The sequence below is a fragment of the Kitasatospora sp. NPDC057198 genome, from assembly GCF_042670125.1.
GTDB lineage: Bacteria > Actinomycetota > Actinomycetes > Streptomycetales > Streptomycetaceae > Kitasatospora.
In genome coordinates, this window is the sequence record NZ_JBHUWH010000117.1 from 1 (window position 1) to 18,888 (window position 18,888).

At 72.5% G+C, this 18,888-nt stretch carries 23 protein-coding genes; 14 read left to right on the forward strand and 9 right to left on the reverse strand.

What is annotated here, in order from left to right; all coding sequences use genetic code 11:
- Positions 1–21: 21 nt before the first annotated feature.
- The gene (locus ACFUEL_RS15890) at positions 22–1,323 is read right to left on the reverse strand and encodes a M18 family aminopeptidase (protein ID WP_380236827.1); all 1,302 of its coding nucleotides are present in this window, start codon (positions 1,321–1,323) and stop codon (positions 22–24) included.
- A 249-nt stretch (positions 1,324–1,572) separates the two neighbouring features.
- Positions 1,573–3,402: an acyl-CoA dehydrogenase gene (locus tag ACFUEL_RS15895; RefSeq protein ID WP_380236829.1), complete on the reverse strand. Its 1,830-nt coding sequence runs from the start codon at positions 3,400–3,402 to the stop codon at positions 1,573–1,575.
- Positions 3,403–3,615: 213 nt separating this feature from the next.
- Here ACFUEL_RS15895 and ACFUEL_RS15900 point away from each other — a divergent pair, with 213 nt between their 5' ends.
- Together ACFUEL_RS15900 and ACFUEL_RS15905 are read left to right on the forward strand one after the other, a co-directional pair.
- On the forward strand, positions 3,616–4,116 hold the full coding sequence (locus tag ACFUEL_RS15900) for an SseB family protein (RefSeq protein ID WP_380236830.1): 501 nt from the start codon (positions 3,616–3,618) through the stop codon (positions 4,114–4,116).
- Between the two features lie 147 nt (positions 4,117–4,263).
- Complete coding sequence (locus ACFUEL_RS15905) at positions 4,264–5,223, forward strand: pirin family protein (RefSeq protein ID WP_380236831.1); 960 nt, start codon at positions 4,264–4,266, stop codon at positions 5,221–5,223.
- A 74-nt stretch (positions 5,224–5,297) separates the two neighbouring features.
- On the opposite strand, the gene ACFUEL_RS15910 is transcribed toward ACFUEL_RS15905, so the two are convergent.
- The 3 genes from ACFUEL_RS15910 to ACFUEL_RS15920 all read right to left on the reverse strand — a co-directional run bounded on the left by ACFUEL_RS15910 (position 5,298) and on the right by ACFUEL_RS15920 (position 6,645).
- Entirely contained in the window at positions 5,298–5,789 is a 492-nt protein-coding gene (locus tag ACFUEL_RS15910) for a hypothetical protein (RefSeq protein WP_380236832.1), read from the reverse strand.
- A 91-nt stretch (positions 5,790–5,880) separates the two neighbouring features.
- Complete coding sequence (locus ACFUEL_RS15915) at positions 5,881–6,333, reverse strand: NUDIX domain-containing protein (RefSeq protein WP_380236851.1); 453 nt, start codon at positions 6,331–6,333, stop codon at positions 5,881–5,883.
- 99 nt (positions 6,334–6,432) lie between these two features.
- Positions 6,433–6,645, reverse strand: a complete 213-nt coding sequence (locus tag ACFUEL_RS15920; RefSeq protein ID WP_380236833.1) for a hypothetical protein — start codon at positions 6,643–6,645, stop codon at positions 6,433–6,435.
- Between the two features lie 182 nt (positions 6,646–6,827).
- Here ACFUEL_RS15920 and ACFUEL_RS15925 point away from each other — a divergent pair, with 182 nt between their 5' ends.
- From ACFUEL_RS15925 to ACFUEL_RS15940, 4 genes are all read left to right on the forward strand, one after another.
- Positions 6,828–8,057: a helix-turn-helix domain-containing protein gene (locus tag ACFUEL_RS15925; protein ID WP_380236834.1), complete on the forward strand. Its 1,230-nt coding sequence runs from the start codon at positions 6,828–6,830 to the stop codon at positions 8,055–8,057.
- A 183-nt stretch (positions 8,058–8,240) separates the two neighbouring features.
- Entirely contained in the window at positions 8,241–8,627 is a 387-nt protein-coding gene (locus ACFUEL_RS15930) for a hypothetical protein (RefSeq protein ID WP_380236835.1), read from the forward strand.
- Between the two features lie 20 nt (positions 8,628–8,647).
- Complete coding sequence (locus ACFUEL_RS15935) at positions 8,648–8,920, forward strand: hypothetical protein (RefSeq protein ID WP_380236836.1); 273 nt, start codon at positions 8,648–8,650, stop codon at positions 8,918–8,920.
- 26 nt (positions 8,921–8,946) lie between these two features.
- A complete protein-coding gene (locus ACFUEL_RS15940; RefSeq protein WP_380236837.1) occupies positions 8,947–9,486 on the forward strand; it encodes a hypothetical protein in 540 nt (179 codons plus the stop codon).
- Between the two features lie 7 nt (positions 9,487–9,493).
- Here ACFUEL_RS15940 and ACFUEL_RS15945 read toward each other — a convergent pair whose 3' ends face one another.
- Together ACFUEL_RS15945 and ACFUEL_RS15950 are read right to left on the reverse strand one after the other, a co-directional pair.
- Complete coding sequence (locus ACFUEL_RS15945) at positions 9,494–10,342, reverse strand: hypothetical protein (protein WP_380236838.1); 849 nt, start codon at positions 10,340–10,342, stop codon at positions 9,494–9,496.
- Between the two features lie 240 nt (positions 10,343–10,582).
- Positions 10,583–11,257: a Type 1 glutamine amidotransferase-like domain-containing protein gene (locus ACFUEL_RS15950; protein ID WP_380236839.1), complete on the reverse strand. Its 675-nt coding sequence runs from the start codon at positions 11,255–11,257 to the stop codon at positions 10,583–10,585.
- Positions 11,258–11,553: 296 nt separating this feature from the next.
- On the opposite strand from ACFUEL_RS15950, the gene ACFUEL_RS15955 reads away from it, so the two are divergent.
- From ACFUEL_RS15955 to ACFUEL_RS15975, 5 genes are all read left to right on the forward strand, one after another.
- Positions 11,554–12,096: an excalibur calcium-binding domain-containing protein gene (locus tag ACFUEL_RS15955; RefSeq protein WP_380236840.1), complete on the forward strand. Its 543-nt coding sequence runs from the start codon at positions 11,554–11,556 to the stop codon at positions 12,094–12,096.
- Positions 12,097–12,236: 140 nt separating this feature from the next.
- Positions 12,237–12,740 (forward strand): SigE family RNA polymerase sigma factor, encoded by a 504-nt coding sequence (locus tag ACFUEL_RS15960; RefSeq protein ID WP_380236842.1) that lies wholly within the window; start codon positions 12,237–12,239, stop codon positions 12,738–12,740.
- A gap of 131 nt (positions 12,741–12,871) precedes the next feature.
- Entirely contained in the window at positions 12,872–13,777 is a 906-nt protein-coding gene (locus ACFUEL_RS15965) for a hypothetical protein (protein WP_380236843.1), read from the forward strand.
- Between the two features lie 159 nt (positions 13,778–13,936).
- The gene (locus ACFUEL_RS15970) at positions 13,937–15,109 is read left to right on the forward strand and encodes a hypothetical protein (protein WP_380236844.1); all 1,173 of its coding nucleotides are present in this window, start codon (positions 13,937–13,939) and stop codon (positions 15,107–15,109) included.
- 118 nt (positions 15,110–15,227) lie between these two features.
- Positions 15,228–15,899 (forward strand): class I SAM-dependent methyltransferase, encoded by a 672-nt coding sequence (locus tag ACFUEL_RS15975; RefSeq protein WP_380236845.1) that lies wholly within the window; start codon positions 15,228–15,230, stop codon positions 15,897–15,899.
- Positions 15,900–15,911: 12 nt separating this feature from the next.
- Here the strand turns inward: ACFUEL_RS15975 and ACFUEL_RS15980 are convergent, their stop codons facing one another.
- Positions 15,912–16,796 (reverse strand): hypothetical protein, encoded by an 885-nt coding sequence (locus ACFUEL_RS15980; protein ID WP_380236846.1) that lies wholly within the window; start codon positions 16,794–16,796, stop codon positions 15,912–15,914.
- 98 nt (positions 16,797–16,894) lie between these two features.
- Between ACFUEL_RS15980 and ACFUEL_RS15985 the strand changes: the two genes are divergently transcribed.
- Entirely contained in the window at positions 16,895–17,464 is a 570-nt protein-coding gene (locus ACFUEL_RS15985; RefSeq protein ID WP_380236847.1) for a 1,4-alpha-glucan branching protein, read from the forward strand.
- A 7-nt stretch (positions 17,465–17,471) separates the two neighbouring features.
- Here ACFUEL_RS15985 and ACFUEL_RS15990 read toward each other — a convergent pair whose 3' ends face one another.
- Positions 17,472–18,293: an integrase gene (locus ACFUEL_RS15990; protein WP_380236848.1), complete on the reverse strand. Its 822-nt coding sequence runs from the start codon at positions 18,291–18,293 to the stop codon at positions 17,472–17,474.
- A 136-nt stretch (positions 18,294–18,429) separates the two neighbouring features.
- Here ACFUEL_RS15990 and ACFUEL_RS15995 point away from each other — a divergent pair, with 136 nt between their 5' ends.
- Entirely contained in the window at positions 18,430–18,561 is a 132-nt protein-coding gene (locus ACFUEL_RS15995; RefSeq protein WP_380236849.1) for a hypothetical protein, read from the forward strand.
- Between the two features lie 118 nt (positions 18,562–18,679).
- Positions 18,680–18,888 (forward strand): DUF5302 domain-containing protein (locus ACFUEL_RS16000; RefSeq protein ID WP_380236850.1); only part of this gene is annotated, 209 nt, incomplete at its 3' end.

Here is an 18,888-nt window from a genome sequence, read left to right on the forward strand (position 1 = left end):
CCCGTCGTCCGGGAGGACCGTTCAGCCCTCCAGGAACGCCTTGATGGCGCCGGCCAGGTAGTGCGGGTCGTCGGCGCCGCACAGCTCGCGGGCGGAGTGCATGGACAGCGCGGCGATGCCGCAGTCCACGGTGGTGATGCCGAGCCGGGCCGCGGTGATCGGGCCGATCGTGGTGCCGCAGGGCATCGCGTTGTTGGAGACGAAGGACTGCCAGGGCACGCCGGCCTTCTCGCAGGCGGCGGCGAACACCGCCCGGCCGACGCCGTCGGTGGCGTACCGGTTGTTGACGTTGACCTTGAGGATCGGGCCGCCGTTGGGCATCGGGTGGTGGCCGGGCTCGTGCCGCTCGCTGTAGTTGGGGTGCACGGCGTGGCCCATGTCGGAGGAGAGGCAGACGGTGCCGGCCAGCGCGCGGGCGCGGTCCTCGAAGGCGCCGCCGCGGGCGTGGCAGGAGCGCTCCAGCACGTTGCCGAGCAGCGGGCTCTGCGCGCCGGTGTCGGACTCGCTGCCGGTCTCCTCGTGGTCGAACGCGGCCAGCACCGGGATGTACGGCAGTTCGCCGCCGGCCTCGGCGACGGCGGCCAGCGCGGCGGTGGCGGCGTGCACCGACAGCTGGTTGTCCAGCCGGGGCCCGGCCAGCAGTTCGCGGTCGCGGCCCAGGTAGGCGGGCGGCTGCACGTCGTGCGCCATCAAGTCCCAGCCGGCGATGTCGGCGGCGGCCAGGCCGGCCTTCTGCGCGACGTACTCCAGCAGGGCGCCCTCGGTGGTGCCGCCGATTCCCCAGATCGGAGTGAGGTGGCGCTGGCGGTCGAGCTTGAGGCCGTCGTTGACGCCGCGGTCGAGGTGGATGGCCAGCTGCGGGACGCGCAGCAGCGGCTCGTCCAGGTGCACCAGCCGGGTCGAGCCGTCGCGCAGCACGAGCCGGCCGGAGAGCCCCAGGTCCCGGTCGAGCCAGGTGTTGAGCGGGACGCCGCCGTAGATCTCCACGGCGACCTGCCGCCAGCCGGCCGAGCTGGTGTCGGGCACCGGCTTGACCCGCAGGTTGGGCGAGTCGGTGTGCGTGCCGACCACCCGGTACGGGGTCGCGGCCGTCGCGTTCTCCGGTACGTACCAGGCGATCATGGCGCCGCCGCGGACCAGGTAGCGGCCGCCGCTGCCGCCGTCCCACGCCTCCGTCTCGCTGACCCGGCGGAAGCCGACCCGCTCCAGCCGCTCGGCCGCGCTCGCCACCGCGTGGTACGGGGAGGGGGAGGCGGCCAGGAAGGTCACGAGGTCGTCCGTGTGCTTCCGGTCGAAGTGGGCCCTGCGGGCGGCGGTCGACATTTTGCTCCTGGGTAGAAGGCGGGGCGGGCCTGGTGGGGTTGCGGGTCCGCCCCCTGAGCATATGCCCGTACACGGACAGGACCCTGGGAAGTCCGCAACGGTGACACAACGGTGAACGCAGCGCGACCCAACGCGGTGCGGGCCCGCCGGGCCGCCCGGAAAAACGCCGCGGGGCCCGGTGCAGTACCGGGCCCCGCGGGGTGAGGGTGGGTCAGGCGGTCCTGTGGGGGGCGCGCCGGGCCGGGCGGATCAGAACGCCTCCTCGGCCAGCTCCATCAGCTCGTTGTCGACGTTCTCGGCGATCTGGCGCTGCGCGGCGGTGGTCGGCAGCACGGTGCGGGCGAAGTGCTTCGCGGCGGCGACCTTGCCCCGGTAGAACGGGACGTCCTTCTCGGAGGCGCCGGCCTCCAGCTTGGCGAGGGCCACCGCGGCCTGGCGCAGCAGCAGCCAGCCGACCACCACGTCGCCGGAGACCATCAGCAGGCGGGTGGTGTTCTGGCCCACCTTGTACATGTTCTTGACGTCCTGCTCGACCGCGGTGAGGTCGGCGATCAGGGTGCCGACGATGGCCTCCAGGTCGCCCGCCGCCTTGGCCAGCAGGTCGCGCTCGGCGGCCAGTTCGGCGCCGCCCTCGCCGGTGGCGAGGAACTTGGTGATCTGCTCGTTGACCGCGGTCAGCGCCTGGCCGCCGTCCTTGACGATCTTCCGGAAGAAGAAGTCCTGGCCCTGGATGGCGGTGGTGCCCTCGTACAGGGTGTCGATCTTGGCGTCCCGGATGTACTGCTCGATCGGGTACTCCTGCAGGTAGCCGGAGCCGCCGAAGGTCTGCAGCGACTGGGCGAGCTGCTCGTAGGACTTCTCCGAGCCGTAGCCCTTCACGATCGGCAGCAGCAGGTCGTTCAGGCGCTCGGCGGCGGCGTCGTGCTCGCCGCGCAGGCGGGCGGCCAGCATGTCGTCCTGCACCGAGGCGGTGTAGAGCACCAGGGCGCGCATGCCCTCGGCGTACGCCTTCTGGGTCAGCAGCGAGCGGCGCACGTCGGGGTGGTGGGTGATGGTGACGCGCGGCGCGCTCTTGTCCATGAACTGCGAGATGTCGGCGCCCTGCACGCGCTCCTTGGCGTACTCCAGCGCGTTCAGGTAGCCGGTGGACAGGGTGGCGATGGCCTTCGTGCCGACCATCATCCGGGCGAACTCGATGATCTTGAACATCTGGCGGATGCCGTCGACGGTCTCGCCGAGCAGCCAGCCCTTGGCCGGGTGCTTGGCGCCGAAGGTCATCTCGCAGGTGTTGGACGCCTTGAGGCCCATCTTGTGCTCGACGTTGGTGGCGTAGACGCCGTTGCGCTCGCCGAGCTCGCCGGTCTCCCAGTCGAAGTCGTACTTCGGCACGATGTACAGGCCCAGGCCCTTGGTGCCCGGCTTGCCGCCCTCGGGGCGGGCCAGCACCAGGTGAACGATGTTCTCGGACATGTCGTGCTCGCCCGAGGTGATGAAGCGCTTGACGCCCTCGATGTGCCAGGAGCCGTCCTCCTGCTTGACCGCCTTGGTGCGGCCGGCGCCCACGTCGGAGCCCGCGTCCGGCTCGGTCAGCACCATGGTGGCGCCCCAGAGCCGCTCGACCATGCGCTGGGCGACCTTCTGCTGCTCCTCGGTGCCCTCGTCGTGGACGACGCCGGCGAAGGCCGGGCCGGAGGAGTACATCCAGATCGCCGGGTTGGAGCCGAGCACCTGCTCCGCGTACGCCCACACCAGGGAGTTCGGGGTGACCTGGCCGCCGATGCCCTCCGGGATGCCCAGGCGCCACCACTCGGCGTCCATGAAGGTCTGGTAGCTCTTCTTGAACGTCTCCGGGATCGGAGCGGTGTTGGTCTCCGGGTCGAACACCGGCGGGTTGCGGTCGGCGTCGACGAACGAGGCGGCGAGGTCGTTCTCGGCCAGCCGGGCGATCTCGCTGAGGATGTTCTTCGCGGTGTCGACGTCCATCTCGGCGAACGGACCGGTGCCGTACACCTGGTCGCGGCCGAACACCTCGAAGAGGTTGAACTCCACGTCCCGCAGGTTGGACTTGTAGTGACCCATGACCGTTTCTCCGGTTCGTCTGCTCCACGGGCGGCCGCTTCCGGCGCACCGCTTACCCACCAGTACGCCCCATGATGCTACCCGTTGGTAACTTGTTCAAGCCCCCTGACGTGAGCGGGGTATGAACGTGGTCACGTCCCACAATGGCGCCCGGCCCGGGATTGTGCGGATCACCCGCCCCCAAGCGGGGCGCGGCCCGATAGCCTTGTCCCCGTGTACGGCTACGAGCAGAGCGCCTACCAGGACCCCTACCAGCAGCAGATGCAGCAGGGGATGTCCGGCATGCCCGGCCCCGGGTACGGCGACCCGCAGGCCGCCCAGCAGGCCGCCCAGCAGTCGCTCTACCCCGAACCCTCCCCGCCCTCGCTGGCGGACGCGGTGCGCGCCTTCACCACCGGCGCCATGCCCGTGGAGGACTTCCAGGCCATCTTCATCACCTCCAAGGTGTACTGCCCGCGCGGCGACCGCCCCGGCTTCCTGGCCCTGCACAACACCCCGACGCCGGTGATCCCGATGTTCAGCTCGCTCAAGGAGCTGAAGCGGTACGCGGGCAAGGAGTCCAAGCACTTCTCGGTGACCGGCGCCGAGATCCTCGACCTGCTGCCCACCGGCTACGGCTTCGCCCTGGACATGGAGGGCGAGCACCGGATGGTCTTCGACGCGCGGGCGGTCGAGCAGATGGTGGACTTCACCATGCGCCGCATGTACGGCTGAGCCCTCCCGCTCCCTCCCCGCCCCCTACTCCCCTCCCCTCGCACCCGGCGGGAATGCGCCCACATAGTTCAACGTTCAACCTTGCGAGTGGTTGAGAGTTGAACTACTGTGGTGGACGTAGGCCACAGACCGCCGAAGGAGGCCGACATGCCCGCCGTGACCGTCGAGAACCCGTTGACCCTGCCCCGCGTCAGCACCCCCGACCCGGTGCACAGCACCGCCCGGCCGGTCCTCGCCGTGGCCACCGCCCCCGAGGGCTACGAGGGCGAGGGCTTCCCCGTCCGCCGCGCCTTCGCCAAGATCAACCAGAAGTTCCTCGACCCGTTCATCATGATGGACCAGATGGGCGAGGTGGATTATGCGGCCGGCGAGCCGAAGGGAACCCCCTGGCATCCGCACCGCGGCTTCGAGACCGTCACCTACATCATCGACGGCACCTTCATCCACCGGGACTCGCACGGCGGCGGCGGCACCATCACCGACGGCGACACCCAGTGGATGACGGCCGGCTCCGGCCTGCTCCACATCGAGACCCCGCCGGAGTCCCTGGTGCGGTCCGGCGGCCTCTTCCACGGCCTCCAGCTCTGGGTGAACCTGCCCGCCTCGGACAAGATGATCGCCCCGAAGTACCAGGACATCCGCGGCGGCAGCGTCAAGCTGCTCAGCACCGAGGACGGCGGCGCGCTCCTGCGCGTCATCGCCGGCGAGCTGGACGGCCACCAGGGTCCGGGCACCACCTTCACCCCGATCACCATGATCCACGCCTCGATCAACCCGGGTGCCCAGATCACCCTGCCCTGGCGCTCCGACTTCAACGCCCTCGCCTACGGCCTCGCCGGCAACGGCTCGGCCGGCACCGAGCAGCGCCCCTTCCACCGGGGCCAGGCGGTCGTCTTCGGCGACGGCGACTCCCTCACCCTGCGCGCCGACGAGAAGCAGGACTCCCGCGACAACAACTTCGAGGTCGTCATCCTCGGCGGCCTCCCGATCCGCGAACCCGTCGCCCACTACGGCCCGTTCGTGATGAACAGCCACCGCGAACTCCAGCAGGCCATGGAGGACTTCCAGGCCGGCCGCCTCGGCACCGTCCCGGCCGACGCGAACTGATCGCACCGGCGCTCCGAAGCCCGCACCCGCTCCCCCGGCGGCCGTGCGGGCTTCGGCCGTCCCGGGTCCTCCCGTCACCCGCTCCGGCGGGCTGCGCCGTCCGGCCACACCACCGTCACGGGCACCCCCGCCGCCCGCGCGTCCGCGACGGTGGTGGCGGTGCCGCCGCGCCCGTTGCCCGGCCGGCCGTCCCAGACCGCGAAGAGCCGGTCGGCCCGGCGGACGAGCTCCGCGTTGGCCGCCTCGTACGCCTCACGGTCCGCCGTGGCGTACGGCATCACCACGACCTCGACGGCGGCCCGGCTCAGGCGGTCGAACTCCTCGGCGTGGTCGGGCTCGACCTTGTTCCGCCGGTAGTCGGCCGACGGCACGACGGCGACCAGCTCGCCACCGAGCGCCAGCACCGCATCGGCGAAGACCGAGTCGGCGCCCTCGGCGATGCAGGAGACCCCGGTGAGCCCGCCGTCGGCGGTGTGCTCGGCGAGCAGTTCGGCGAGGGCTTCGCGGACCAGCGGAACGCTGCTCTCGGTGAGGTCCATGTGCCCGGTGACGGCGATGACGGTCATGCCCGTGCCCCTTCGGTCAATTCGCCAGTGGCCCACGGATGGTACTGCGGGCCCCTCGCGCGGGCCGGTGCGCCGCCCGCACCCGGGGACGTCAAGGCTCCACGGGCCACGAGTCGAGCGAGACGCTCGGCCCGTTCCGCAGATAGCGTCGCAGGGCGGATCCCGTGGTCGGGACGAACGCGGTCGGGAGATCTTCGGTACTCGCCCAGGCAACCTCGGAGTGCTTCTCGGGCTCGCCGTTGCGGAGATCGCCGGACCACTCGTGGGCGGCGAACACCACGGTCAGGAAACCGTTGGGCGCTTCCACGCCACGCGCCCCGTGGATGACATGCACCAGGTTCAGGGCGTCGGGCGACACGACGAGACCGGTCTCCTCGGCGAGTTCGCGCACGGCGGTGCGGGTGATCGGCTCGCCGGGTTCGCTCTTGCCGACGGGCAGGTCCCACATGCCTCGGGCGAACTTGGCCTCGGGGCCGCGCCGGAGAAGGACCACACGTCGGGCCTCGCGGTCGTGGACGATCACGGCAGCCACCAGCAGGGTCATCGACTCGGTGGCGGGCTTGAGCGCGACGGGCTGATCGGTGCTTGGCCGGGCCACGGATTCGGTTCCTTTCTGGGTCAACTCGCTTCCGCTGCAAGGGCTCTATCGAATGACAGGGCCGCGGTCGGCGCGCCAGTCGTCGAAACGCTTGCGAATGCTGCGGACCATGGGCAGGCCGTCCATGCCGGCCGGAATGAACCAGGCCACCTCGGTGGACTCGTCCGAGACGCGGAGGTCTCCGCCAACAGGGCGCCCCAGCAGGCAGATCGAGGACTCCTTGCGGGCCTCGCCGTCGTCGTAGTCACGCCTGGCCATGCGGCGTCTCCTCCCAGATGTCGCGCAATGCGGGAGGCGTACGCGAGCCGGTGGTTCACGGATTTTACTGCGGGCCTGTCACGTGGGCCGGTGCGCTGTCCACTGTCGGCGCTTCCGGTATGGGCGTCCGCGGGTACTGTCCTTCGTGGAGGCCGGAGGTCCGTTGAACAGGAGGGGCGGCGGTGCTGGAGGAGCGGGAGTCGATCGGGAAGCGGATCCGGCGGCAGCGGCTCCGGCTGGGGATGCCGCAGGCGGACTTGGCCGCGGCGCTCGGCCGGACGCAGGGGTGGGTCTCGAAGGTCGAACGCGGCCACATCGAACTCGACCGGTCCAGCCTCGTCAACGAGGTCGCCGCCGCCCTGCACTGCCACCCGAACGACCTGATCGAACGCCCTTTCGTCGCGAGCCAGGCGTCCGAGAACCAGTGGCAGATCGCCGCCGCGTCGATCCTGCGCGAGCTGCGCCGTTACGACCTGGCACCGGTCTTCGACGGCCGCCCCCGGTCCTCCCGGCAGTTGTGGCAGGAGACCGAACGACTCCACCGCCTGCGGGACGCCGCCGCGAACGTCTCGATCCTGCGGGTGCTGCCCGATCTGCTGCGCGAGACAAGGGCGTTGGCGGAGACCACCGACGGGCACGAACGCGAGGAGGCGTTCGGCGTCTACGCGGTGTGCTGCAAGTTCGCCCACACGGCGGCCCACGCACTGGGCCACCCGGAGTTGATCGCCATGGCGTGCGAACGCGCCGCGTGGGCGGCGGAGCGGTCGGGGGACGTGGTCCTGCCCGCGGTGGCCCACTGGATGCGGGTCTGGGACATGTGGGCGACGGCCGACTGGTCCGACTCACTGGCCTTGTCGGACAAGGCACTTCGGTCGATCGAGGACGAGTACACGGCCGGAGAACCGCTCGCCGTCCGGGCCTGGGGAACACTGCAACTGCGCGCGGCCGTCTCGGCGGCACGGGCCGGACTGCCCGAAGAGACCGAAGGACGCATCCGGTTGGCCCGGACCGCAGCCGAACGGATGGACGCCGGCCGGGCCCCGGTGTTCGACCGGCACTCGTTGACCTTCTCCGCAGGGAACGTCCAACTCCACGCCATTTCAGTCCAGTTGGAGATGGGAAACCACGCCAAAGCCCTGGTGCTCCACGAACGGGCCGACCGCGAGCAGGTCGCCGCCCTGCCCGGCTCCCGGCGCGGACACCACCACATGGACCTGGCGCGCGCCTGGCTCTGGGACGGCAACCGGGACAGGGCCCTCACCGAGTTGGAGCGGGCGGAACGGATCGCCCCCCAACTCGTCCGGAACCACCCGATCGCCCGCGCCACCCTGCGCAAGATCGTCTATGCGGAACGGGCCGGCACCCGGGAGAAGCTCCGCCGCATGTCCGACCGCTTCCACCTGGACGGATAGCGGTATTCCGCCGATTCATATTCAGCCGTGACCGTCTGCCTACTCTCTGTCGCATGAGCGGACGACACATCACCCGTCGGAGCGCGAACGTGCCCGGCGAAGGCGCCTACTCCTATGACCTGAGCCCTCCTGGGGCGGCCGCCGCGTGCGCTCCCGAGCACTCCGAGAGGCAAGGAGCGCCATATGCCGCACGCTGACTCGCCGTTGGGGCACGGGGATGTGCTCCGGCGGTTCCTGCGGGAGGGGTTCGCGGACGCCGAGGGGGCTGCGGACTTGCTGGAGCGGGCCTTTCGGATGGCGCGGTTGGAACCGCCACCCGGGCTGTCGCCGGTGTACCGGTCGGATGTGGCACCGGAGTTGAGCGGGGTCGCGTTGGGGTGTGCCGGGCTGGGGTGGGTGCAGCGGCTGGCGGAGGCGTTGCTGGAACTCTCCTTCTTGCGCGGGGAGTTGCATGCGGTGGTGGCGGCGTTCCCGGAGTTGGACCTCGGCGGACCGTCGGGTGGGTACTTGGAGGTGCTCGGGTTGATCGCTCCCGACGGAGCCCTGCCCGCGCTGGGGGCGGCCTCGTGACGGGTGAGGCTGCGGAGCTGTTGCAGCAACGTGCGTGGGCGGTCGCCGAGCGGCTGGCGAAGGCCACCGGGCAGGAGGTGAGGGTGGTGGAGATCGCGGAGGGGTACCGGATCTCCGTGCACCTGTACGGCAACGGGGACGATCACCGCGAAGTGCTGGCGGCACTGGCGGCGGGCGACCGGTTCGGGCACTCCGGTTCCCACGGGCCACAGCACGACGAACAGGACAAGGGCACCGTGTGGTGCGAGGTGTACCCGAACCCGCCGCAACAACGTCCGGACACGTCCGGCTGACCGCTGTCGACCGAGGGAAGGCACCCGTGCTCCAGCACCTCATCACGCAGGACGGGGACCTGCGGATGGCTCCCACCGACCGGGACGCCCTGGTGGCCGAAGTCGCCCGGATGCGGGAGGAGTTGAGCGGCGGTCCTGATTCCGACCGGGTTCGGGTGCTGACCCGGTGGATCGGGGTCGGGCTGCTGGGTCTGGGGCGGTACGGCGAGGCCCGGGTGTTCCTGCGGTGGTCGCTCGAACTGGCCGAGGCCGCACGCCGCACCAGGGCCGTGGTCGCCACCGGGCTCAACCTGGGCGACGCGCACCGGTACGCCGGTGACGCCGGGGCTGCGGAGGCGTGCTACCGCAGCGCACTGGCCACCGCGCGGAGCCGGTGCCCGGAGCTGCTGGACTTCGCGTGCCAGCACTTCGGCAAGCACCTGATGGAACGCGGCGACCTCACCGGCGCCCGTACGCACCTGCGGGAGGCGCTGCGACTGCGGATCGTCAAGGGCGACGCCGCGTTGCTCGGCTCCACGCAGGCCGCGCTCGACCGGGTCGATGCGCTGATCGCCGCCGCTCCCTGAACGCCGGTCACCCGGTGAAGGTGGCGGGTACGCCCGGCGGGAGTCCTTCCTTGGCGGCGCGCAGGGCGTCGCGTACCCGTGCCATGCCGATGCGGGTGACCGCCGCGCCGCCGCCGACGGCGGGTGTGCGGGGGGCGATGCCCGCGCAGGGGCCGCAGATGCCGGGACGGGGGACGGGGTCGTGGCAGCGCGCGCACTCGCTGTAGCGGGCCGGGGCCTGGCGTACGGGGTCGGGTGCGGGCGGCATCTTGCGCTCCAGGCGGTTGCGGAGCACGGCGGCCGCCGAGTGCATCGGCTGGGGCAGGCCGTACAGCAGCGCGGCCGCGAGATCGGCGGGGGTGGCGCCGCGCTCCTGCCACTGGGCGACCAGCGGCGCGAGCTCCTCCGCCTCCGCCTGCCCGATCCGCAGGCGCGGCTCGGGCCGGATGGCCCGCAGCAGGACGGCGGCCGCCTCGCGCAGGCGCCCGTTGACCACCACCCCCGGCGGCTCGGCCGCCCCGGCGGGGAGGGTGGGTTCTTGGTCCGGGTCCTTTGTAAGGACGACAGCCGTGTTGGGCTCCGGTGAGCCGGGTCCCGGCAGGGCGGCACCCGGCAGGAACACGGGTTGCGGGGTGTCGTAGACGTGGTTCTCGCTGACGATCGTGCCGTCGTCCCGCTTGACCTTCACCACCCGGTAGTACCCGGCCAACGCCAGTTCCCTCAGCGCCTTGTAGATCGCCGTCCGCCCCTGCGGACTGGTGTCCGCCATGCGCCGACCGTCCTCCCGCCAGCCGTCCGGCCGCGACAGCAGATCGAACAGCAGACCCCGGGAGGTGTAGGTCAGCCTGCGGTCCTGCAGGACCTCGTTGGGCAGCACCGTGAAATTGCGCGCGTGCGCGCTACGATGAACATGCATGGGAGTCTCTGGTCTCCTGTGCCGGGCCCCGGGGTGTTGGTAGCACCGCCGGGGTCAACTATTTTCCTTTGTTGCTGCGGAACGTAGCACACGTACCAGTCGAAAACCGACACGATCAACAGCACGATCATTCCCGTCCGCTTCCGAACTTGATTGATCGTCAAGACGTGTTTTCAAGACGGCAGTTGGTGCTGATAATGCTCACGGTGCCGAGCCGAGCATCCTCCAACGCCCTTCGGAGACGACCTCGATGTCGCCGTCGGTCACCTTGATGGCGGTCTGGGCGTCGGTGACGTACGCCGGATTCTCGAGCTTCGCGGCCCAGCGTTCCGCCTCGGCCATCGTGTTCTCCGGGCAGTCCGGGCTGTCGAGGTGCGGGAAGAGGGAGAAGCCGACGACTCCCAGCGTGCTGTCGTCGCCGGTGGGCGGCCTCCAGCCGACGAACTCCTCCCCGATGCGGGGGGTCAGCACCATGCTCCCGGCGCTGAGCCCCACGTAGACCGTGTCGCGCAGCGAGGGGAAGAGGGCGGCGAGCCCGGACTCCCGCATCCAGTGGCACAGGTACAGCGCGTCGCCGCCGTTCACCAGCAGGGCGTCCGCCTCGCGGACCCAGGAGGTCCAGCGTTCCTCGTCGATGCTGGGCAGTGCGGTGAGTTCCAGCACGCCCACCGACTTCCACCCCAAGTCGGTCATGGGGTTGGGGGACCGCCCGCTGACGAAACGCCAGGGGCCGCCCGGATCCCCGTACGGGCCCCCGTACCCCGCGGTGGGGATGCACAGGGCACTGGCCTCGGCGATCGGCTTGCCCAGGAGGTCGACCAGCGCGGTCAGAATGCTTGCGTTGCTGATACCGGAGTCGGTAAGCAGAAGCTTCATCACCCAACCGTAGTGGAACGGCAGTTCGGACTGACAGATCCCAATGGCGGGCTTGAGAAGGCGAGTTAGGGGCAACCCGGCTCCCGCTCGCTGCGAAGCAACCGGCGGAGTCGGGCCGGGCGCGGATGGTTTGCTTCCGTTTGGTCACGACTCGGGGGAATGCGAGCGCGGGGGCCGGGTGGGCAATGAGGATGATCACCTCTCATTCACATCCGGATCATCAGAGGACCACAGCTGTGAACCCGTACCAGGCGCCATCGACCCAGTCGGAACAGCGGACAACGGGGAACCGGGTGGTGCGGATCGCGCTGCTGGTCTTCCTGCCGCCGGTGGCCGGCGTGATGGTGTGGCGTTCGCCGCGGCTGCACCGGGGCGTGCGGGGGCTGCTGCTGGCGTGGTGCGCGGTGATGTCGGTGTTCTGGCTCGCGGCGATCTTCGGGCCGGACAAGAAGGACGCCGCGGACGCACCCGCGCACGCGCCCGCGGCCACCAGCGCACCGGCGAGCCCGACGCCCACCCCGGAACCGACGCCCACCCCGACGCCGAGCCCGACCCCCACGCCGGAACCGACGCCCACTCCCACTCCCACTCCCACTCCCACCCCGACGCCGGAGGCACCTGCGCCCACCACACCGCCGGTGGCGGCGCCGGACCCAGTGGAGACCAAGGCCGAACCGGAGCCCGAACCCGAGCCGGCCCGGACCACCGAGCAGGCGGCGGTGTACTACAAGAACTGCACGGCGGCGAAGGCGGCCGGGGCCGCACCGCTGCACGCGGGGGATCCGGGGTACCGTTCGGCGCTCGACGCGGACCATGACGGGGTGGCCTGCGAGAAGTAGGCCCCGCACCTGGAGAAGCCCGCACCCACCGGCTGCGAAGCGGTGGGTACGGGCTTTTCCCGTTCGGGCTCAACCTTCCCGGGGGCCGGCGCATTGAGAACGGTTGACAGGGGCGGGTGACCGGAGGGGCGGGGGAACGGATGCGCGGACAGGACGAGTTGAGCTTCGAGGAGTACGCGGCGGTGTGCGGCCGACGGTTGTACCGGACGGCGTACCTGCTGTGCGGGGACACCCACCGGGCCGAGGACCTGACCCAGACGACGCTGGCCAAGCTGTTCGCGCACTGGCGGCGGGCGTCGCGGATGGAACACCTCGACGCGTACGCCAAGACGGTGCTGACCCGGACGTTCCTGGGCGAGCAGCGCCGGCGGGCGGTGGCCCGGCGGCTCGGCCTGCTGGCGTCGCGGCCGGAGAGCTCGCCCGGCGAGGACAGCGACCTGCGGGTGACGCTGATGAACGCGCTGGCCGAACTGCCGGGCCGGGCAAGGACGATGGTGGTCCTGCGGTACTGGGAGGACCTGAGCGTGGAGACCGTCGCCGACCTGCTCGGTTGCAGCACCGGCACCGTCAAGAGCCAGTGCTCGCGCGCACTGGCCAGGCTCCGCGAACAGCTGGGCGAGGCCGGCGCGTACGCCGCCGCCTGAGCGCCCACCCGTCCGACCGCGCGCCCGACTCCCGTACCGGGCAAGGCCGTTACGTACCGGCGCGCGTGCACACGTCCGCATGCGCGACGGATGCGGGATCCGAGAACGAGACACCGTGAAGGAGCTTCGACATGCAGGAACAGGGACAGGGACAGGCGCAGGAACAGGGGCACGAGAAGGGGCACGAGCAGGCGCCCGAGGCGCTGTTCGTCAGAGGGGCGATGGGCCGGGTCACCGACGAACTGGCCGAGCCGGTCGGGCTGACGGCCGGGGCGGTGCGAAGGGGGCGTCGGCGGCGGCTGCGGTCGCGGCTGGCGATCGGCGGGGCCGCGGCGTGCACGGCGGCGCTGGCCGTGACGGGGCTGGCCTACCTGCCCGGCCCGGCGGGCGGGAGCGGGGGGCCCGAGCCGCTGCGGATGGCCGCGGCGCCGCCCGCGAGCCCGCAGGTCTTCCCGACCACGACGGTCATCCCGACCGCGTCGCCCGACCCCTCGGCCTCCGTCCCGGTGGTCCCGGAGGCGGAGCGGCTGCGGATCGAGGACTTCCGGCAGCGCAGCGCCAACGTGCTGCACGACCTGCTGCCGGCGGAGGTCGGCTCGATCAGCCTGCTCAGCGACCAGGTCTCCGACTACCTGGCGCAGTCCCCGCAGGGTGACCTGCTGCTGCGGTTCTCGGTGCGCCCGCACAGCGACGGGGGCCCGTCGGACGGGCTCTGCGAGCACACCCCGATCGGGCAGGAGGTGCAGGTGAAGACCTCGACCTGCAAGCGGGTCCAGGTGACCGGCACCATCACCGGCACCACCTGGCGGTCGGTGGACAGCGACGGCCGGACCAGCACCAGCGTGAGCTTCCGGCTCGGCAACAGCGACGCGTACGTGGGGATCATGCCCTACGGGCAGCACCCGCTCTCGTCGCCGGTGCCGGTCGACCAGGTCGTCGCCTTCGCCCAGCAGCCCCGGGTCATGGCGCTGCTGGGCGAGGGCGACCAGCACCCGGTGGAGGAGGCCCAGCTCTCCGGCCCCGCGTACGAGGAGTAGGACTCCGCGGCGCGCACCACCCCGGCCGCCCCGGCCGCCCCGGCCGTCGGTCGTCGGTCGTCCGGCCGTCCGGACGGCCGACGGCCCGTATGTGTCATGCACATGTCCGAAAGGGCGGGCCGACGTCCGCCGACACGCCCGACGAAGAGGAAGAGACCGATGAAACACCGCACCGCCGCGACCACCCTGCTGCTGGCCGCCGCCCTGCTGGCCGCGGCCGCCCCCGCGAACGCGCAGTCCGTGCCGCCGCCGGGAACGCTGACCCGGCACGCCCCGTCCTGGACGGCCGACACCTTCCCCGACGGCAACGCCAACATCCTGGAGGCGGTCCGCAGCGGCGGGAGCACCTGGGCGGTCGGCATCCGGACGACCGGGCAGGGCAGGGGGACGACCGCGGCCCCGATCGTCCTCACCCGCGACGGCGCCGACCGCGCCTGGCACGAACTCGCCCTCCCGAAGGGCCTGGGAGCCTCCTCCGTCTCCCCCGACGACTCCGGCGGCACCTGGGTGACCGACCGCGGGCCGGGCCGCAGCACCCCCGTCGGCCACTACCGCGGCGGGCACTGGCAGGTGCAGGACGCGCCGCTGAACGAGCACGCCACAGGCGGCGGGATCAGCGGCATCGCGGCGACGGGCCGCCCGGACGACACCTGGGCGGTCGGCTACTACCAGCCGGACGACTTCCTGACCTTCTACGGCGTGATCGACCACTGGGACGGCACCTCCTGGCAGTCGGTGCCCACCCCCGCCCTCGACACCGACTACTGGACGCTCTCCGCCGTGGTCGCCAACGGTCCCTCCGACGTCTGGGCCTCCGGCACCATCGGCACCCCGGAGGGCTGGCCGCGCCCACTGCTGCTGCACTACGACGGCCGCACCTGGAGCAAGGCCGCCGCCCCCGACCTGGACTCCCGCTACGGCGACCTCACCCACCTGGTGGCGACCGGCCCGAACGACATCTGGGCGGCGGGCTTCCGGAACAACGCCTCCCACGACGACCGGCCGCTGCTCGCCCACTACGACGGCCGCACCTGGACGTACCAGGAGACCGGCATCGCCGCGGGCCGGCTGAACGGCCTCACCCGTACCCCGGACGGGGTCGCCGTGGTGGGCTCGGTCAACACCGACGGCGTCACCCGGCCGACCGGCGCCCGACTGACCCGCCACGGCTGGGAACCGCTGGACATCCCGCAGGGCACCGCCCCCGCCGGGCGCTTCCCCCGCAGCGTGGTGGCCGTCGGCGACCGGCTGTCCGTCATCGGCCTCGACCTCCCCGGCGAGGCCGCGGACGGCTCGCCACTGCCGCCCACGCCCTTCTCCGTGACCCGCTGACCCGCCGGCCCGCCGACCCGCCGGCCCGCCGGCCCGGCATGTGCAACTCTCCGGGCCCGTTCCGCGTCCGGAGAGTTGCCGTGCGAGCCCTCCGCACGGCTCCGGAAGGGCGGCAGACATGCACGAGGACGACCACCTCGACGACTACCTCAGCGACACGATCCGGGCCTACGACCGCGATCCGGGACGCTACGAGCAGGCCACCGGCGGGATGCTCCCCACCGCCGAACTCGACGTCTTCACAAGGCTGTTGCCCGACCCGGCCGGACGGGTGCTGGACGTCGGCTGCGCCTTCGGGCGCGACACCGGGCTGCTCGCCGGACGCGGGCTGCGGGCGGAGGGCGTCGACCTGTCGCCCGCGTTCGTCGCCCGGGCCGCCGAACGCCACCCGGAACTGTCCTTCCAGGTCATGGACGCCCGCCGGCTGGCCTTCCCCGACGGCAGCTTCGACGGCGTCTGGTGCCAGGCCACCCTGCTGCACCTGAAGGACCACGACGTCCGCGCGGCACTGACCGGCTTCCGCCGGGTGCTGGCCCCCGGCGGGGCGCTGTTCGCCAGTTTCAAGGAGGGCGAGGGCGAGGAGGAGGTCGTCGAGCGCTTCAGCAGCGACGCGTCCCGCTTCTACCGCTACCAGTCCGCCGCCCGCGTCACCGCCCTGCTCGAGGGCGCCGGGTTCCGGGTCGCCGCCGTCGAGCGCTCCAACGAGGCGGAACGCTACGGCCCCGGCCACCGGGACCTGACCTGGCTGCACGCCTTCGCCACCGCCCCGGCCGCCGGGGAGCAGCCGTGACGGCACGGGGAGTCAGTCCTGCGGCGGGCGCGGGGCGGTCGGCAGGTCGATTTCGGCGAGGACGGCGGCGCCCGCCGCGGCCTTGTCCGGGCCGGGGCCGGGTTCGGCTTCGGGGTCGGGGTCGGTGGCGCGCAGGCGGCGCAGCGCCTCGGTGAGGCGGTCGGCCGTGCCGCGGAGTCGGGCGGCGCGTTCGGCGTGCAGGCCGGTCATCGGGTCGTCGACGACGGTGATCGGGATGCCGCGTTCGCGGGCGGTGGCGAGCAGGGCCTCTCCGGCCTCGGGGATCAGGGTGAGCGCGGAGGCCGCGAACAGGCCGCCGGCCAGGCTCTTCGGGCGGCCGATCAGGTTCTTGGCGACGATCTCGCAGGGCAGCGCGCGCTCCTGCCGCTCGGCGGCGGCGGTGGCCGCCAGCGCGAGGGTGAGCAGTGCCTCGGCGGCCCTGGTGACCAGCCACTTGCGGCCGGGGACGGGCGGCAGGAACTCGCGGATCCGGTCCACCTCGCGCTCGACCACCACGTCCGGCAGCAGGTCGACGGTGCTGTGGCAGCGGATCTCCAGCACCTTGCCCCAGGCGACGGACTCCCCGTCGAAGCCGACCTCGGCGGGCCCGACCGCGACCTGGCCGAGCCCGTCCAGCAGGTGCAGCAGCCGCACCGCCGGGCCCGGGACGTGCGGCAGCCGCCCGACCAGCCCGGCGAGCGAGACCTCCCAGTCCTCGGTCAGCGGCACCGCGGGCTTCGGGTGCGTCTCCAGCGCCCGCCGCGCCCAGTCCGACCCGGCCTTGGCCCGGGCCGAGGCCACCGCGCCCGTGACCGCCCCGGTCACCGCGCCCGACACCGATCCGAGCGCCGCCCCGGCCCGCCGTCCGGCGTCCTCGCCGACCCGCCTGATCCCCACGACCGTCCTCCCCGTGTTCTCGTTCGGCGCACCACGCTACCGGCCGGGCGGTCCGTAGGCTGGGGCCGACGGGAACCACCGGTACCGGGAGGACGGCAATGGCCACGATTCACCACACCACGATCACGCCGGGCAAGCTGGACCTGCTGGCGGCCTGGCTGCCGGGGCAGAGCTGGTTCCGGCCCGGCGGCGGGGAGTTGGCCCAGGCCGGCGGGTTCCGGCTGGACGACCCGGCGGGCGAGGTGGGCATCGAGCTGCTGGTGGTGACGGACGACCGGGACGCCTACCTGGTGCCGATGGCGTACCGGGGCGCGCCGCTGCCGGGGGCCCCGGAGGGGGCGCTGATCGGGACGGCCGAGCACGGGGTGCTGGGCGCCCGCTGGTTCTACGACGGCGCCCAGGACCCGGTGGTGCGCGCGGAGTTGGCGCGGCTGCTGCGCGGGGAGGCGGTGCCGCAGCAGCGGTCCGAGAGCGATGCGGTGGACGGGAGCGTGGCGGTCGCTCCGGTGGCGGGCGGGGTCGAGCCGGTGCTGCGCCGGCTGCTGGTGCCCGTCGACCCGGCCGGGGAGCCCGCACCGGGCGAGGCGGTCGCCCCGTACACGGCGCCGGACGGGTCGGTGCGGCGGGCGGTGTTCGTGGCGGACGGCCGTACCGGGCAGGTGAGTTGACGGTGCGTCAGAGCCGGGCGTAGAGCGCGGCCGCGTCGTCGTGGGCCTTGCCGCGGGGCCAGCGCAGGCAGGCGGCGTCGGAGCGTTCGGCGGCCCGGACCTGGGCGATCAGTTCGGCCGGTCCGGCCTCCGCGAGCAGCCGGACGGCGTCGGCCCAACTGCCCAGCCCCAGGCGGTCGGTGTAACGGGCGGCACCGTCGGAGAGGGCGGCCACGCCGTGCAGGCCGGCCCGGTCGGCGGTGCCGGTCTCGGCGTGCTCGGCGGCGTGCGGGGTGGCGGCGGCGATCCACGGGCCGTGCCCGGTGTTGCGGGCGGCCCGGACGGCGACGGCGTAGCGCAGGTACAGCGCGGCGCGTTCGGCACTGCCGGGGACGGTCGACCAGACCTGCCGGCGCAGCGCCTCGCCGCCGGGGAAGCGCTGGTTGTCGCCGATCACCCGGGGCGGGCCGTCCTTGAGGTGCAGCACCAGCAGGGAGTCACCGAGCGCCAGGTACTCCAGGGTGTCCTCGCGCAGCCGGGCGGCGACCACCATGGCGGCGGGGGTGGCCGGGTTGGCCAGGTCGCAGGTGCCGCGGTGCAGGGCGGCGGTCTCGGCGATGGCGTCGGCCAGGCAGTCGGTGACCGGCCGGTCGGTGCGGTCGGTGAGCCTGGCCAGCAGGTGGACGCCGAGGCGGCGCACGTACCAGGCGATGCCGTGGACGCAGCCGGACGGCAGGGTGTCCGGGGTGCTGGAGCCGTCCAGGAGGACGAGTGCCTCCGGGGTGGCGATCGCGAAGTCCTCGTTGGCCCGGTCGGGGCGGTGCGCGTCGACTGCCAGCTCTACCCGCATGCCCACCAGTCTGCTGCCGCGGCCCCGTCCCGAACAGGGGGCCGACCGCGGTCCGTCCCGGGAGTGGTCGGCGCCAATCGGACATAATGGTGCAAAGTCCGATAATCGACCGCCCCCGCCGCGACAGGAGCGCCCCATGGTCTGGCAGTTCTTCGTACTGGTGATCGCCGCGATCGGCTTCCCGATCCTCACCCTGCTGTTCATGATGGGCGGCCTGCAGTACCGCGAGGACCGGGAGCGCGCGCACGGCGCGGCCCACCGGGGCTGACCGGAGCCGCCCCGGTACGGCGCGCCGGGCGGGCGGCGCACGATATCGGCTGACAGCACCCCCCGTCGGCATGACAGGGTGTGCTCAGCACACCCGCTTCCCGTCCAGGAGGTCCCGAATGAGCAGCGACACCGCCCCGGCCGCCGAGCCCGCGCCGGACGCCACCGCCGACGCCGACTCCGGCACCGAGGCCGCCGCCCCCGGCCCGGACGACCAGAAGGCCAAGTTCCTGGCCGCACTGCAGCGCAAGGGCAACGGGGGCCGCGGCAACGCCGGCGGCCCCGGCGGCGACTCGAAGATCCACGGCACCCACGGCGCGGCCGGCGG

Excerpts from the sequence above, each read along its gene's own strand:
- ACFUEL_RS15890 (WP_380236827.1), bottom strand. The coding sequence starts at position 1,323 with ATGTCGACCGCCGCCCGCAGGGCCCACTTCGACCGGAAGCACACGGAC.
- ACFUEL_RS15895 (WP_380236829.1), bottom strand. The coding sequence starts at position 3,402 with ATGGGTCACTACAAGTCCAACCTGCGGGACGTGGAGTTCAACCTCTTC.
- ACFUEL_RS15905 (WP_380236831.1), top strand. The coding sequence starts at position 4,264 with ATGCCCGCCGTGACCGTCGAGAACCCGTTGACCCTGCCCCGCGTCAGC.
- ACFUEL_RS15910 (WP_380236832.1), bottom strand. The coding sequence starts at position 5,789 with ATGACCGTCATCGCCGTCACCGGGCACATGGACCTCACCGAGAGCAGC.
- ACFUEL_RS15915 (WP_380236851.1), bottom strand. The coding sequence starts at position 6,333 with ATGACCCTGCTGGTGGCTGCCGTGATCGTCCACGACCGCGAGGCCCGA.
- ACFUEL_RS15920 (WP_380236833.1), bottom strand. The coding sequence starts at position 6,645 with ATGGCCAGGCGTGACTACGACGACGGCGAGGCCCGCAAGGAGTCCTCG.
- ACFUEL_RS15930 (WP_380236835.1), top strand. The coding sequence starts at position 8,241 with ATGCCGCACGCTGACTCGCCGTTGGGGCACGGGGATGTGCTCCGGCGG.
- ACFUEL_RS15950 (WP_380236839.1), bottom strand. The coding sequence starts at position 11,257 with ATGAAGCTTCTGCTTACCGACTCCGGTATCAGCAACGCAAGCATTCTG.
- ACFUEL_RS15960 (WP_380236842.1), top strand. The coding sequence starts at position 12,237 with ATGCGCGGACAGGACGAGTTGAGCTTCGAGGAGTACGCGGCGGTGTGC.
- ACFUEL_RS15965 (WP_380236843.1), top strand. The coding sequence starts at position 12,872 with ATGCAGGAACAGGGACAGGGACAGGCGCAGGAACAGGGGCACGAGAAG.
- ACFUEL_RS15970 (WP_380236844.1), top strand. The coding sequence starts at position 13,937 with ATGAAACACCGCACCGCCGCGACCACCCTGCTGCTGGCCGCCGCCCTG.
- ACFUEL_RS15975 (WP_380236845.1), top strand. The coding sequence starts at position 15,228 with ATGCACGAGGACGACCACCTCGACGACTACCTCAGCGACACGATCCGG.
- ACFUEL_RS15985 (WP_380236847.1), top strand. The coding sequence starts at position 16,895 with ATGGCCACGATTCACCACACCACGATCACGCCGGGCAAGCTGGACCTG.
- ACFUEL_RS15990 (WP_380236848.1), bottom strand. The coding sequence starts at position 18,293 with ATGCGGGTAGAGCTGGCAGTCGACGCGCACCGCCCCGACCGGGCCAAC.
- ACFUEL_RS15995 (WP_380236849.1), top strand. The coding sequence starts at position 18,430 with ATGGTCTGGCAGTTCTTCGTACTGGTGATCGCCGCGATCGGCTTCCCG.